Source organism: Mycobacterium sp. 23 (assembly GCF_048287075.1).
In the GTDB taxonomy this organism is placed as follows: Bacteria; Actinomycetota; Actinomycetes; order Mycobacteriales; family Mycobacteriaceae; genus Mycobacterium; species Mycobacterium gordonae_B.
The window spans coordinates 4107369-4119838 of sequence record NZ_JBLVUX010000005.1; the positions used below are offsets into that span (position 1 = coordinate 4107369).

The 12470-nt window shown below is 67.9% G+C and carries 13 protein-coding genes and 2 tRNA genes; 8 read left to right on the forward strand and 7 right to left on the reverse strand.

Features of this window, described 5'->3' with window-relative positions:
- Positions 1-28: 28 nt before the first annotated feature.
- Genes ACNQS7_RS20270 through pknB form a run of 5 tightly spaced genes read left to right on the forward strand, consistent with a single transcriptional unit; the run spans position 29 to position 7572 of the window.
- Positions 29-1576 carry a protein phosphatase 2C domain-containing protein gene (locus tag ACNQS7_RS20270; RefSeq protein WP_418013969.1) on the forward strand — a complete coding sequence of 516 codons (1548 nt, stop codon included), beginning with the start codon at positions 29-31 and terminating at the stop codon, positions 1574-1576.
- Positions 1573-2985 (forward strand): FtsW/RodA/SpoVE family cell cycle protein, encoded by a 1413-nt coding sequence (locus tag ACNQS7_RS20275; RefSeq protein WP_418013970.1) that lies wholly within the window; start codon positions 1573-1575, stop codon positions 2983-2985. The genes ACNQS7_RS20270 and ACNQS7_RS20275 overlap by 4 nt, the downstream gene beginning before the upstream one ends.
- Positions 2982-4460, forward strand: coding sequence for a D,D-transpeptidase PbpA (pbpA, locus tag ACNQS7_RS20280; RefSeq protein WP_055578123.1), 1479 nt, complete (start codon positions 2982-2984; stop codon positions 4458-4460). The genes ACNQS7_RS20275 and pbpA overlap by 4 nt, the downstream gene beginning before the upstream one ends.
- Entirely contained in the window at positions 4457-5695 is a 1239-nt protein-coding gene (locus ACNQS7_RS20285; protein ID WP_371934984.1) for a serine/threonine-protein kinase, read from the forward strand. The genes pbpA and ACNQS7_RS20285 overlap by 4 nt, the downstream gene beginning before the upstream one ends.
- Positions 5692-7572, forward strand: coding sequence for a Stk1 family PASTA domain-containing Ser/Thr kinase (gene pknB, locus ACNQS7_RS20290; protein ID WP_418013971.1), 1881 nt, complete (start codon positions 5692-5694; stop codon positions 7570-7572). Before ACNQS7_RS20285 ends, pknB begins: the two co-directional genes overlap by 4 nt.
- Here pknB and ACNQS7_RS20295 read toward each other — a convergent pair.
- Together ACNQS7_RS20295 and ACNQS7_RS20300 are read right to left on the reverse strand one after the other, a co-directional pair.
- Entirely contained in the window at positions 7550-8236 is a 687-nt protein-coding gene (locus tag ACNQS7_RS20295) for an aminodeoxychorismate/anthranilate synthase component II (protein ID WP_418013972.1), read from the reverse strand. The genes pknB and ACNQS7_RS20295 overlap by 23 nt on opposite strands.
- 35 nt (positions 8237-8271) lie before the next feature.
- The gene (locus ACNQS7_RS20300) at positions 8272-9015 is read right to left on the reverse strand and encodes a DUF881 domain-containing protein (RefSeq protein WP_418013973.1); all 744 of its coding nucleotides are present in this window, start codon (positions 9013-9015) and stop codon (positions 8272-8274) included.
- Positions 9016-9113: 98 nt separating this feature from the next.
- Here ACNQS7_RS20300 and crgA point away from each other — a divergent pair, with 98 nt between their 5' ends.
- Both crgA and ACNQS7_RS20310 read left to right on the forward strand, forming a co-directional pair.
- Complete coding sequence (gene crgA / locus ACNQS7_RS20305; protein WP_418013974.1) at positions 9114-9395, forward strand: cell division protein CrgA; 282 nt, start codon at positions 9114-9116, stop codon at positions 9393-9395.
- A gap of 168 nt (positions 9396-9563) precedes the next feature.
- Entirely contained in the window at positions 9564-9977 is a 414-nt protein-coding gene (locus ACNQS7_RS20310) for a PH domain-containing protein (protein ID WP_418013975.1), read from the forward strand.
- Between the two features lie 53 nt (positions 9978-10030).
- Here the strand turns inward: ACNQS7_RS20310 and ACNQS7_RS20315 are convergent, their stop codons facing one another.
- Positions 10031-10579: a peptidylprolyl isomerase gene (locus ACNQS7_RS20315; RefSeq protein ID WP_055578117.1), complete on the reverse strand. Its 549-nt coding sequence runs from the start codon at positions 10577-10579 to the stop codon at positions 10031-10033.
- 122 nt (positions 10580-10701) lie between these two features.
- Here ACNQS7_RS20315 and cwsA point away from each other — a divergent pair, with 122 nt between their 5' ends.
- Positions 10702-11130, forward strand: coding sequence for a cell wall synthesis protein CwsA (gene cwsA, locus ACNQS7_RS20320; protein ID WP_418013976.1), 429 nt, complete (start codon positions 10702-10704; stop codon positions 11128-11130).
- A 114-nt stretch (positions 11131-11244) separates the two neighbouring features.
- Here the strand turns inward: cwsA and ACNQS7_RS20325 are convergent.
- The 4 genes from ACNQS7_RS20325 to ACNQS7_RS20340 form a co-directional block, all read right to left on the reverse strand.
- A tRNA-Ala gene (locus tag ACNQS7_RS20325) sits at positions 11245-11317 on the reverse strand.
- Positions 11308-11448, reverse strand: a complete 141-nt coding sequence (locus ACNQS7_RS20330; RefSeq protein ID WP_310777565.1) for a hypothetical protein — start codon at positions 11446-11448, stop codon at positions 11308-11310. Before ACNQS7_RS20330 ends, ACNQS7_RS20325 begins: the two co-directional genes overlap by 10 nt.
- Positions 11449-11474: 26 nt before the next feature.
- Positions 11475-11548, reverse strand: a tRNA-Ile gene (locus ACNQS7_RS20335).
- A gap of 67 nt (positions 11549-11615) precedes the next feature.
- A complete protein-coding gene (locus ACNQS7_RS20340; protein WP_418013977.1) occupies positions 11616-12464 on the reverse strand; it encodes a DUF3566 domain-containing protein in 849 nt (282 codons plus the stop codon).
- Positions 12465-12470 lie beyond the last annotated feature (6 nt).

Sequence of the window (12470 nt, forward strand, 5' to 3'; positions counted from 1 at the left end):
GCCTCGGCGGCACTGAGGAGTTGCGCCCGTGACCCTGGTCCTGCGATATGCCGCCCGCAGCGATCGCGGCCTGGTACGCGCCAATAACGAAGACTCCGTCTACGCCGGCGCACGCTTGTTGGCGCTGGCCGACGGCATGGGTGGGCACGCAGCCGGAGAGGTCGCCTCCCAGCTGGTGATCGCCGCCTTGGCGCACCTCGACGACGACGAGCCCGGCGGCGACCTACTGGCCAAGCTCGACACCGCGGTGCGCGCCGGCAACGCCGCGATCGCAGCGCAGGTCGAAATGGAGCCTGATCTGGAGGGCATGGGCACCACGCTCACCGCCATCCTGTTCGCGGGCAACCGGCTCGGGCTGGTGCATATCGGCGACTCGCGCGGCTACCTCTTCCGCGACGGCGAGCTCACCCAGATCACCAAGGACGACACCTTCGTCCAGACCCTGGTCGACGAGGGGCGCATCACCGCCGAGGAGGCGCACAGCCACCCGCAGCGCTCGTTGATCATGCGGGCGTTGACCGGGCACGAGGTCGAGCCCACCCTGACGATGCGCGAGGCGCGCGCCGGTGACCGGTACCTGCTGTGCTCAGATGGACTGTCCGATCCGGTCAGCAACGACACCATCGCCGAGGCCCTGCAAATCCCCGACGTCGCCGAGAGCGCGTACCGGCTGATCGAACTGGCGCTGCGCGGTGGCGGCCCGGACAACGTCACGGTCGTGGTGGCCGACGTCGTCGACGACGAGTTCGGCCAGACGCAGCCGATCCTGGCCGGGGCAGTGTCGGGCGACGACGGCGACGACCAGCTGACCCTGCCGAACACCGCGGCCGGGCGCGCTTCGGCGATCGGCCCCCGCAAGGGCGAGGTCACCAAACGAGTCGCGCCGCCGGTCGAACCGCCGCCCAAGCGACGCTGGTCACGGCGCCGGATCGGGTTGGTGGTCGGGCTGCTGACCCTGGTGCTGATCGCCGGGTTGCTCATCAGCCGCGCGGTCATCCGGAACAACTACTACGTCGCCGACTACAACGGCACCGTTGCCATCATGCGCGGCATCCAGGGCTCGCTGCTGGGTCTGTCACTGAACGAGGTCTATTCGCTGGGTTGCCTCAACTCCAACGACGAGATCTCCGACATCGGTCCCAGCGAACCCCCCGACCGCAACAACTGCCGGCTGATGAAAGTCGAGTATCTGAACAGTGCGGCCAAGGCCTCGGTTCAGGCCGGGCAACTGCCGTCGGACACGCTCGACGGGGCCCGCAAGCAACTGCACGAACTGGCCAAGTCACTGCGGCCGAAATGCCATCAGGGTGCGACCTCGGCACCAGAGCCGTCCGCCCCGTCGACCAACAGCAGCGGGACCCCGGAGCCGAGCTTCAACCCGTCCGCCCCGGCCTCTGCCACGCAGTCGGCCACACCGTCCTCGGCACCGAACTCGACAGCAACCACCACACCATCGACCCGCCCCAGCACCACCCCGGCAGCGCCTGCGGCGCCGTCGTCGACCACGCCCAGCAGCGCTGCGCCGACGACGAGCGAAAACCCGCCACAGCAGGCCGATTGCCGACCCGCGGCATGACCACAACGGAACTGCCCGCACCGGTTGCGGTGACACCTCCGTTGCCCACGCGGCGCAACGCCGAGTTGCTGCTGTTGTGTTTCGCGGCGGTCATCACCATCGCCGCGCTCTTCATCGTCGAGGCCAACCTGGAGCGGGGCCTGCACTGGGACCTCACCACCTACGGACTGGGCTTTCTCACCCTGTTCGGCATCGCGCACCTGGCGATCCGGCGCTTCGCGCCCTACACCGATCCGCTGCTGCTGCCGGTAGTGGCGCTGCTCAACGGGCTGGGCCTGGTGATGATCCACCGTCTGGACCTGGTGGACAAGCAGGTGGGCCGGCACGGGCATCCCAGCGCCTACCAGCAGATGTTGTGGACGCTGGTCGGAGTCACCGCGTTTGCCGTGGTGGTGACGTTCCTCAAGGATCACCGCCAACTCGCGCGCTACGGCTATATCTGTGGCCTGGCCGGGCTGATTTTTCTGGTGATTCCCGCCCTGCTGCCGGCGTCGTTGTCCGAGCAGAACGGTGCCAAAATCTGGATTCGGTTGCCGGGCTTCTCGATTCAGCCCGCCGAGTTCTCCAAAATCCTGCTGCTGATCTTCTTCTCGGCGGTGCTGGTGGCCAAGCGCAACCTGTTCACCAGCGCGGGCAAGCATGTGCTGGGGCTGACCCTGCCGCGGCCGCGGGACCTTGCTCCGCTGCTGGCTGCCTGGGTGATCTCGGTGGGCGTGATGGTCTTCGAAAAGGACCTCGGCACCTCGCTGCTGCTGTACGCGTCCTTTCTCGTGGTGGTCTACCTGGCCACCCAGCGGTTCAGCTGGGTGATGCTCGGCCTGGTGCTGTTCGCCGGCGGAAGCCTGGTGGCGTATCACCTGTTCGCGCACGTGCGCGTTCGCGTGCAGACGTGGCTGGATCCGTTCGCCGACCCCGACGGCACCGGCTATCAGATGGTGCAGGCCCTGTTCAGCTTCGCCACCGGCGGCATCTTCGGCACCGGGCTGGGCAACGGGCAGCCGGACACCGTCCCCGCCGCCTCGACGGACTTCATCATCGCCGCGTTCGGCGAAGAACTGGGCCTGGTCGGACTGGCCAGCATCCTGATGCTCTACACGATCATCATCATCCGAGGCATGCGCACGGCGATCGCCACCCGCGACAGCTTCGGCAAGCTCCTGGCCGCGGGTCTGGCCTCGACGCTGGCGATTCAGCTGTTCATCGTCGTCGGCGGCGTCACCAAGCTGATACCACTGACCGGGTTGACCACGCCGTGGATGTCCTACGGCGGTTCCTCGCTGCTGGCCAACTACGTGCTGCTGGGCATCCTGGCCCGGATCTCCGACGGCGCCCGCCGTCCGCTGCGCACCCGCCCGCGCAAGAAGGCGCCGATCGCGGCGGCCAGTACCGAGGTGATCGAGCGCGTATGAACACCTCACTTCGCCGAATCTCGATGACCGTGATGGCGTTGATCGTGTTGCTGCTGCTCAATGCCACGATGACGCAGGTCTTCACGGCCGACGGGCTGCGGGCCGACCCGCGAAACCAGCGGGTGCTGCTCGACGAGTACTCGCGCCAGCGCGGACAGATCATCGCCGGCGGTCAGCTGCTCGCGTATTCGGTGGCCACGGACAGCCGTTTCCGTTTTCTGCGGGTGTATCCCAATCCGGCGGCATACGCGCCGGTCACCGGTTTCTACTCGTTGCGCTACTCCAGCGCAGGCCTGGAACGTGCCGAGGATTCGCTGCTCAACGGCTCCGACGAGCGGCTCTTCGGCCGGCGGCTGGCGGACTTCTTCACCGGCCGCGACCCGCGCGGGGGCAACATCGACACGACGATCCGCCCGCGCATCCAGCAGGCCGGGTGGGACGCGATGCAGCAGGGGTGCGCGGGCTCGCCCTGCAAGGGCGCCGTCGTCGCTTTGGAGCCGTCCACCGGCAAGATCCTGGCACTGGTGTCATCGCCGTCGTACGACCCCAATCTGCTGGCGTCGCACAACCCCGACGTGCAGGCTCAGGCCTGGCAGAGTCTCCGCGACAACCCCGACAACCCCCTGCTCAACCGGGCCATCTCCGAGACGTATCCGCCCGGGTCGACATTCAAGGTGATCACCACCGCGGCGGCGCTGCAGGCCGGCTCCACCGAGACCCAGCAGCTGACCGCCGCGGCCAGGATTCCGCTGCCCAACAGCACGGCGACCCTGGAGAACTACGGCGGCACCCCGTGCGGTCCCGGCGACACGGTGCCGTTGAGCGAGGCGTTCGCCAAGTCCTGCAATACCGCGTTCGTGCAGCTCGGCCTGCTCACCGGAACCGACGCGCTGCGCAGCATGGCGCACGCGTTCGGCCTGGACAGCGCGCCCGATCCGATTCCGCTGCAGGTAGCCGAATCCACCGTCGGGGCGATTCCGGACGGCGCCGCGCTGGGGATGACCAGCATCGGGCAGAAAGACGTCGCGCTGACCCCGCTGGAGAATGCGGAGGTGGCTGCGACCATCGCCAACGGTGGCGTCCTGATGCAGCCGTACCTGGTAGAAAGCCTCAAGGGGCCGGATCTGGCCAATATCAGCACCACGGCCCCGTACCAGCAGCGCCGCGCGGTGTCGCCGCAGGTCGCCGCTAAGCTAACAGAGCTGATGGTCGGCGCCGAGAAAGTCGCACAGCAGAAAGGGGCTATCCCCGGCGTGCAGATCGCATCCAAGACGGGTACTGCCGAGCATGGCACCGACCCGCGGCATACTCCACCGCACGCGTGGTACATCGCCTTCGCACCTGCGCAGGCCCCGAAGATTGCCGTGGCGGTGCTGGTGGAAAACGGCGGCGATCGCTTGTCCGCGACCGGGGGAGCGCTCGCCGCGCCCATCGGGAGGGCAGTAATCGAGGCTGCTTTGCAAGGGGGACCATGAGTCCGAGAGTTGGGGTGACGCTGTCCGGCCGGTACCGGCTGCAGCGGCTCATCGCCACCGGTGGCATGGGCCAGGTGTGGGAGGCGGTCGACAGCCGCCTGGGCCGGCGCGTCGCGGTCAAGGTGCTCAAGCAGGAATTCTCGCAGGACCCGGAGTTCATCGAGCGGTTCCGGGCTGAAGCACGCACCACCGCGATGCTCAACCATCCCGGTATCGCGCAGGTCCATGACTATGGCGAAAGCGCGATGGACGGGGAGGGCCGCACGGCCTACCTGGTGATGGAGCTGGTCAACGGCGAGCCGTTGAACTCGGTGCTCAAGCGCACGGGCCGCCTTTCGCTGCGGCACGCGCTGGACATGCTCGAACAGACCGGTCGCGCACTGCAGATCGCACACGCCGCCGGCCTGGTGCACCGCGACGTCAAGCCGGGCAACATCCTGATCACCCCGACCGGACAGGTGAAGATCACCGACTTCGGTATCGCCAAGGCCGTCGACGCGGCACCGGTGACCCAGACCGGCATGGTGATGGGCACCGCGCAGTACATCGCCCCCGAGCAGGCCCTCGGCCACGACGCCACTCCCGCCAGCGACGTGTACGCACTGGGAGTTGTTGGGTACGAGGTGGTTTCGGGCAAGCGGCCGTTCACCGGCGACGGCGCGCTGACTGTGGCGATGAAGCACATCAAGGAGCCGCCGCCGCCGCTGCCCGCCGACCTGCCGCCCAATGTCCGGGAACTGATCGAGATCACGCTGGTGAAGAATCCCAGCCAGCGGTACCGCAGCGGTGGGCCGTTCGCCGACGCCGTGGCCGCGGTTCGGGCCGGGCGCCGTCCGCCGCGACCCAGCCAGTCACCGCCGCCGGGGCGGGCAGCCCCCGCGGCCATCCCGTCGGCCACCCCCGCCCGGATCGCGCCCGCACCCGCCACCCGCACCACGGCGCCACGCCGTGCCGCCGGTGGGCACCGGCCCCCGGCACGGCGCACGTTCTCGTCGGGACAGCGCGCGCTGCTGTGGGCAGCGGGTGTGCTCGGAGCACTCGCGATCATCATCGCGGTGCTGATCGTCATCAACTCCAAGGGGGACAATCAACCGTCTCCGCCGCCGACGGTGACCAACACCGGCAGTGCAGAGATCGGGCCGGCACCGAACTCCGGTTTCAACTGGACGGAAAGTCCATTAACGGGTAATTCTGTACTGCACGCCTCGCTGGCCCGATATGAGACACCTCGATGACCACCCCTCGGCATCTGTCCGACCGCTACGAACTGGGCGACATCCTCGGCTTCGGAGGCATGTCCGAAGTTCACCTCGCCCGTGACTTGCGGCTACACCGCGACGTCGCGGTCAAGGTGCTGCGCGCTGACCTGGCCCGCGACCCCAGCTTCTATCTCCGCTTCCGGCGCGAGGCGCAGAACGCCGCGGCGCTGAACCACCCGGCGATCGTCGCGGTGTACGACACCGGCGAGGCGGAGACGCCCGCCGGGCCGTTGCCCTACATCGTCATGGAGTACGTCGACGGCGTCACGCTGCGCGACATCGTGCACACCGAGGGCCCGATGACACCCAAGCGGGCCATCGAGGTGATCGCCGACGCCTGCCAGGCGCTGAACTTCAGCCACCAGAACGGCATCATCCACCGCGATGTGAAGCCCGCCAACATCATGATCAGCTCCACCAACGCGGTGAAGGTCATGGACTTCGGCATCGCCCGCGCGATCGCCGACAGCGGCAACAGCGTCACCCAGACCGCCGCGGTGATCGGCACCGCGCAGTATCTCTCGCCCGAGCAGGCCCGCGGCGATTCCGTCGACGCCCGCTCCGACGTCTACTCGCTGGGCTGTGTTCTCTACGAAATGCTGACCGGGGAGCCACCTTTCACCGGCGACTCGCCGGTGTCCGTCGCCTACCAGCATGTGCGGGAAGACCCGATTCCGCCGTCGGAGCGCCACGAAGGGATATCCGCGGACCTCGACGCGGTGGTGCTCAAGGCGCTGGCCAAGAACCCCGAGAACCGGTACCAGACCGCGGCGGAGATGCGTGCCGACCTGGTGCGGGTGCACAACGGCGAAACCCCCGAAGCGCCCAAGGTGCTCACCGGGGCGGAGCGCAAGGCATTCATGTCGTCCTCGGGCGCCGGCCACGCCGGTCCGCGCACCGACCCGCTGCCCCGGCAGAACTTCGACAACTCCGACCGCGACCGCGGCGCCGGTTCGGTGGGCCGGTGGGTGGCCGTGGTCGCCGTGCTGGCCGTCCTGACGATCGTCGTGACCATCGCGATCAACACCTTCGGCGGGAACACCCGCAGCGTCCAGGTTCCCGACGTGCGAGGCCAGACGTCCGCCGATGCGATCGTGGCGCTGCAGAACAAGGGCTTCAAGACCCGCACCCAGCAGAAGCCCGACTCCCAGATCCTGCCGGATCACGTCATCGGCACCGATCCGGCCGCGAACTCCTCGGTGGGAGCCGGCGACGAGATCACCATCAACGTCTCCACCGGGCCGGAGCAGCGAGAAGTGCCCGACGTGTCCTCCCTGACCTACTCCGAGGCGGTCAAGAAGCTCACCGCGGCCGGCTTCAACAAGTTCAAGCAGGCCAACTCACCGTCAACCCCGGAGTTGCAGGGCAAGGTCGTCGGGACCAACCCCCCGGCCAATCAGACCTCGGCGATCACCAACGTGATCACGATCATCGTGGGCTCAGGTCCGGAAACCAAGCAGATCCCCGACGTCACGGGACAGACCGTCGACGTCGCCCAGAAGAACCTCAGCGTCTACGGCTTCACCAAGATCACCCAGACCCAGGTGGACAGCCCACGCCCGGCCGGCGAAGTGATCGGCACCAACCCGGCCAAGGGTGAGACGCAACCGATCGACACGGTCATCGAGTTGCAGGTCTCCAAGGGCAACCAGTTCATCATGCCGGATGTGTCGGGCATGTTCTGGACCGATGCCGAACCACGGCTTCGGGCGCTGGGCTGGACCGGGGTGCTGGACAAGGGTCCCGACGTCGACGCCGGCGGCAACCTGCACAACAAGGTGGTCTATCAGAGCCCGTCGGCCGGCAGCGGCGTGAACCGGGACGGCGTGATCACGCTGAAGTTCGGTCAGTAGCGCCTGCATCGGTCGGGATGTGCGGCCGGATCGCGGTGAGCACCTCGTTCTCCAGCCGGCGCACCAGGGTGTCGTCGCGTACCCAGCCGCAGTAGCTGAGCCAGTTGGCCAGCATCCGGTGCCCGCCCTCGGTGAGGATCGACTCGGGATGGAACTGGACGCCGTGGATCGGCAACGACGTGTGCCGCACGGCCATGATCACCCCGCTCTGGGTGTGGGCGATGGCCTCCAGCTCAGCCGGCAGCGACTCGGGCAGGATGGTCAGCGAGTGGTACCGGGTGGCCGTGAACGGATCCGGAAGGCCTTGCAGCACACCGGCATTGGCGTGGAACACGCTGCTCGTCTTGCCGTGCAGCAACTCCGGCGCGCGGTCGACGGTGGCGCCGAACGCAACCCCGATGGCCTGGTGTCCTAAGCAGACGCCGAGCAGCGGTGTGTTCGCTGCGGCGCATGCACGCACCAGAGCGACCGAAGCGCCCGCGCGCTCCGGAGTGCCGGGGCCGGGGCTGAGCAGTACGCCGTCGAATTCGCCGGCCACCTCGTCGGCGTCTGCGAGCCTGGCGTCGTCGTTGCGCCACACCTCGGCCTCGACGCCCAGCTGGCCCAGGTACTGCACCAGGTTGAACACGAAGCTGTCGTAGTTGTCGACGACCAGGATCCGCATCGTGACAGGTTACCGCCCGCTGTAGACGGCTGCGGTCAGTAGCCGATGGGGCCGATCGGCTGCGCGAAGTGCAGGCGCACCGGTTCGGCGTGGCCGACCACGGCGACGTCGGGCTTGACGTCCTCCCGGTAGCCCAGGCCGAAGCGGACCACGTACTGCTTGTAGAGCGTCACCAGGGGAGCGGCGGCCAGGGCCGCCTGCATGGCCGTCGCGTTGCCGATCGCGGTGATGGAATACGGCGGGCTGTAGGTGCGCCCATTCAGCAGCAGTGTATTGCCGACGCACCGGACCACCGAGCTGGCGATGATCCGCTGGTCCTGCATCTGGATCGCCTCGGCCCCCGCACTCCACAACGCGTTGAGCACCCCGTCGATGTCCTGCTGGTGCACCACCAGGTCGTCGGGTGTGGCGTCGCGCGGGAACCGGCCGTTGGCGTCGCGCTGGGCATCGTTGAGGACGACGACCAGGCCGGGGCCGTGCACCGGGTTCATGTCCGCGTCGGCGGCCAGCTCCGCGGCCCGCTTCAGCATCGCCTTCAGTGCGACGTCCGAAGACCGGCCGTGCGCGGCGTCGATCTTCCTGGTCAGGGTCTCCCGCTCGGCATCGAGGTGGCTGACCGACGTACGTGTCTCGCGGACCAGGTCGACCAGGCGGGGCGCATCGCTGCGGCGGATCTCCGCGCCGCCGGAAACGCCGTGGGTGGCGGCCAGCAGCAGTCCGGCCAGCAGACAGACCAGAGGCACACCGAAGCGCCACGGCGAACGGCGCCGATCGATCATGGTGTCTCCTGTGGGCTAGTCTCGTATCCGAGCTCTACCTGCATGCAACCGTAATCGTTGCACCCGTCCAGCACTTTGTTGAGGTATCAGAGGTACACATGCCCAAGTCGAAGGTCCGCAAGAAGAACGACTTCACCGTCTCCGCGGTCAGCCGGACCCCGGTGAAAGTCAAGGTCGGGCCGTCGAGCGTGTGGTTCGTCGCCTTGTTCATCGGGCTGATGCTCGTCGGCCTGGTCTGGTTGATGGTGTTCCAGCTGGCCGCCTACGGTCCGCAGGCCCCCGCGGCGCTGCACTGGATGGCGGAACTGGGTCCGTGGAACTACGCGATCGCCTTCGCTTTCATGATCACCGGGTTGTTGCTCACGATGCGCTGGCACTGAGCGGCCGGGACAGGGATTGACGCGGACGTAATGCATTCATTCTGTGATTGTTCCGTCGGCACGCCAGCAACCTTCCGGTCACCCAATCACACGCGTGTGATTCATCCCCACTGTTGATAGCGTCTGTGGATAACCGGATCTGCCGTGGTGAGGGGGGTTCAGTCGGGCATGCAGCAAACTGAGTGGGCGCCGCAGACGGCGGGAATCGCTGGTTGCGCGATCGGCGGCGTCCTGCTGGCTACCGCGACTGTGACGCTGGTCACAGACCCGCCGGGCCGGGTAATCGCCGGCATTGCCGCGGCGGGTCTGCTCCTGTTTGCTGCGGCATCGTGGCGCGCACGGCCCAAGCTGGCAATCACGCCCGAGGGTCTGGTGGTGCGCGGCTGGTTCCGCACGCAGGTGTTCCGCCGAGATGTCCTGAAGATCATTCGCATCTCGGAGTTCCGCCGGCACGGGCGCCGGGTCCGCCTACTCGAGCTCGAGACCGTCGACGGCGGACTGCTGATCCTGTCCCGCTGGGACCTGGGCACCGACCCGCTTGAGGTGCTGGACGCGCTCACCGACGCGGGTTACGCGGGCTGACATTCAGTTCGGCGAGCGCGCGTCGCAGGCGCGCCCGCCGTGGGCGGCCCCGGTCAGGAAATGGTGATCGACTCGATGACGACCGGGTTGGTGGGACGGTCGTTGCCGTCGGTCTGCGTGGTGGCGATCGCGTCGACGACGCCCTGCGAGTCGGGGTCGATGACCTCACCGAAGATCGTGTGGCGCCGGTTCAGGTGCGGGGTGGGGCCGACGGTGATGAAGAACTGGGAGCCGTTGGTGCCCGGGCCGGCGTTGGCCATCGCGAGCAGGTACGGACGGTCGAACTGCAGCTCGGGGTGGAACTCGTCAGCGAACTTGTAGCCGGGGCCGCCGCGGCCGGTGCCGGTCGGGTCGCCACCCTGGATCATGAAGCCCCGGATCACCCGGTGGAAAACCGCGCCGTCATAGAACGGGCCCGACGGACCGCCCGACGCGTTCTGGGTCGAGTACTCCTTGGTGCCCTGCGCCAGGCCGACGAAGTTGGCGACGGTCTTGGGCGCGTGGTTCCCGAACAGGGCGACCTTGATGTCTCCGCGGTTGGTGTGCAGCGTGGCGGTAGCGGTCTGAATGGGGCTGTTAGTCACGGCATCACAGTCTGCCACTACCGGCGGCCCCTCCCGCAGCCGGTGCCGTCGGCGGCACACCCGGCGGCACCCTCTAGCTCTAGGGCCTCGCCACCTGGTAGGACTGCGTAAGACTTGAGCAGTACATCGAAAGGCGGCAGATGAGCCAGAAGGCGGAAGCCTCGTTGACACCACGCGAGCGACTGACCCGTGGCCTGACCTATTCGGCGGTGGGACCCGTGGACGTCACCCGCGGCGTGGTCGGCCTTGGGGTGCAATCGGCGCACTCCACCGCGACGGAAGTTCGCCGCCGCTACCGGGAAGGCCGGTTGGCGCGGGAGATCGCGGCCGCCCAGGAGACGATCGGCCAGGAGCTCGCGGCCGCTCAGGAAGTGGCCGCCAGCCTGCCCCAGCTGCTGCAGGAGGCGCGCCGCAATCAGCGCCGCAGCAAGAAGCCGTGGCTGATCGCGGGTGCAGCGACCGTCGTGGTCCTGGCCGGCGGCGCGGTCGCCTTCAGCGTGGTGCGGCGCTCGTCGAAGCCGGAGCCTTCACCTCGCCCGCCCAGCGTGGACGTGCAGCCGCGGCCGTAGTCGGTCGTTGTCAAGGCCGCGCTGACGGCATCGAGACTGCGTTCAGGGCGTCCAGTAGTCGAAGAAGTACGCCCTCAGCGCGGGCTGAATGCTCGACGAGAAATTGAAAACTTGTGGAGCCTAGGGGAATCGAACCCCTGACACCCGCCTTGCAAAGGCGGTGCTCTACCAACTGAGCTAAGGCCCCTCTGGGTTGTCCGGCCGGTCGCCAGGGGTCTGATCGGGCGCCACATGCCAGACCTCGACGTCGCGCCGTGAACGCACCACCGCCGCCGCACCCACGGCGGCGGCCGCTGCCAGCGGCAGCGCGAATTTCACACGACGTCTTGACGGGCACATGATCGTGGGCCTAGGAGGACTCGAACCTCCGACCTCTTCGTTATCAGCGAAGCGCTCTAACCGCCTGAGCTATAGGCCCGTACTGCCAGTACGGCCGAGCGACGAGATTACCGCACCGGCCGCCTGACTCCCAAAACGCATCCCGTCTAGTCCCGATCTGCCAGTGTCACTTCGATCCCACCGATGAGGTCGGTAGTCAGGTTGTAGACAAAGGCGGCGATGGTGGCCATCGCGGTCATCAGCACGATGTTGACCAGACCGATCAGCACGGCGCCGCCGAAAATGGTTCCGCTCGAAACGAGTTCGCCGCTGCTACCGCTGGTGTTGTTCAGCAGGTCGCCGACATTGCTGTTCAGTTTCGACCACACGCCCATGCCACCGAGCACCAGGTAGAGGAACGCCACCGCGATCATCCAGACGAAGAACAGCGCCACCGACAGCAGCAGCGACACCTTCAGGGTGCTCCACGGGTCGATGCGCCGGATCTGCATGCTGGCCCGCACCGGCCCGCGGCCGCGCCGGGAGCCGACCGCTACCCCGCGCGCTTCCCGCGCTTCCCCGGCGGCCGGGCGACTCGTCGACGACGCGGGTGTGTCGGCGGGACGTTCGGGCTTGCGTTGGGTAGCCCGCGGGATCGGGCCGGAGAGGTCCGGCAGTTCGCTGGCGTACGCCTCGGCGGGTGGGTTTTCACTACGCACGGCTGGGACCTCCGCCTGTGGGCCGGGCGTCGGTCCCGACGTCCCGGAGATGAAACGGTTCAGCCGAGCTTCCGAACTGGTCGGCGTCCGGACGTCGGTGGGTGGGTCAGCCGCCGGCCGAGACCCGGTTTGAGAACCCGCGCGGGTGGCACCCCGCTGCCACGGCGGCGCGTCTGCGCCCTCCGGAAGGCGGCCGGGACCCGTGGTCGCGCGGTGCGCACCGGCGCGCTCGCCCGATCCGTCCCCGTTCGGGTTGTCGCCCTGACCGGGGCCGCCCGGCTCGTTCGGTGAACTCACCCCGAC

Coding starts and splice junctions, on each gene's coding strand:
- ACNQS7_RS20310 (WP_418013975.1), top strand. CDS start 9,564: ATGCAGCAAACTGAGTGGGCGCCGCAGACGGCGGGAATCGCTGGTTGC.
- crgA (WP_418013974.1), top strand. CDS start 9,114: ATGCCCAAGTCGAAGGTCCGCAAGAAGAACGACTTCACCGTCTCCGCG.
- pbpA (WP_055578123.1), top strand. CDS start 2,982: ATGAACACCTCACTTCGCCGAATCTCGATGACCGTGATGGCGTTGATC.
- ACNQS7_RS20275 (WP_418013970.1), top strand. CDS start 1,573: ATGACCACAACGGAACTGCCCGCACCGGTTGCGGTGACACCTCCGTTG.
- ACNQS7_RS20300 (WP_418013973.1), bottom strand. CDS start 9,015: ATGATCGATCGGCGCCGTTCGCCGTGGCGCTTCGGTGTGCCTCTGGTC.
- ACNQS7_RS20295 (WP_418013972.1), bottom strand. CDS start 8,236: ATGCGGATCCTGGTCGTCGACAACTACGACAGCTTCGTGTTCAACCTG.
- pknB (WP_418013971.1), top strand. CDS start 5,692: ATGACCACCCCTCGGCATCTGTCCGACCGCTACGAACTGGGCGACATC.
- ACNQS7_RS20285 (WP_371934984.1), top strand. CDS start 4,457: ATGAGTCCGAGAGTTGGGGTGACGCTGTCCGGCCGGTACCGGCTGCAG.
- cwsA (WP_418013976.1), top strand. CDS start 10,702: ATGAGCCAGAAGGCGGAAGCCTCGTTGACACCACGCGAGCGACTGACC.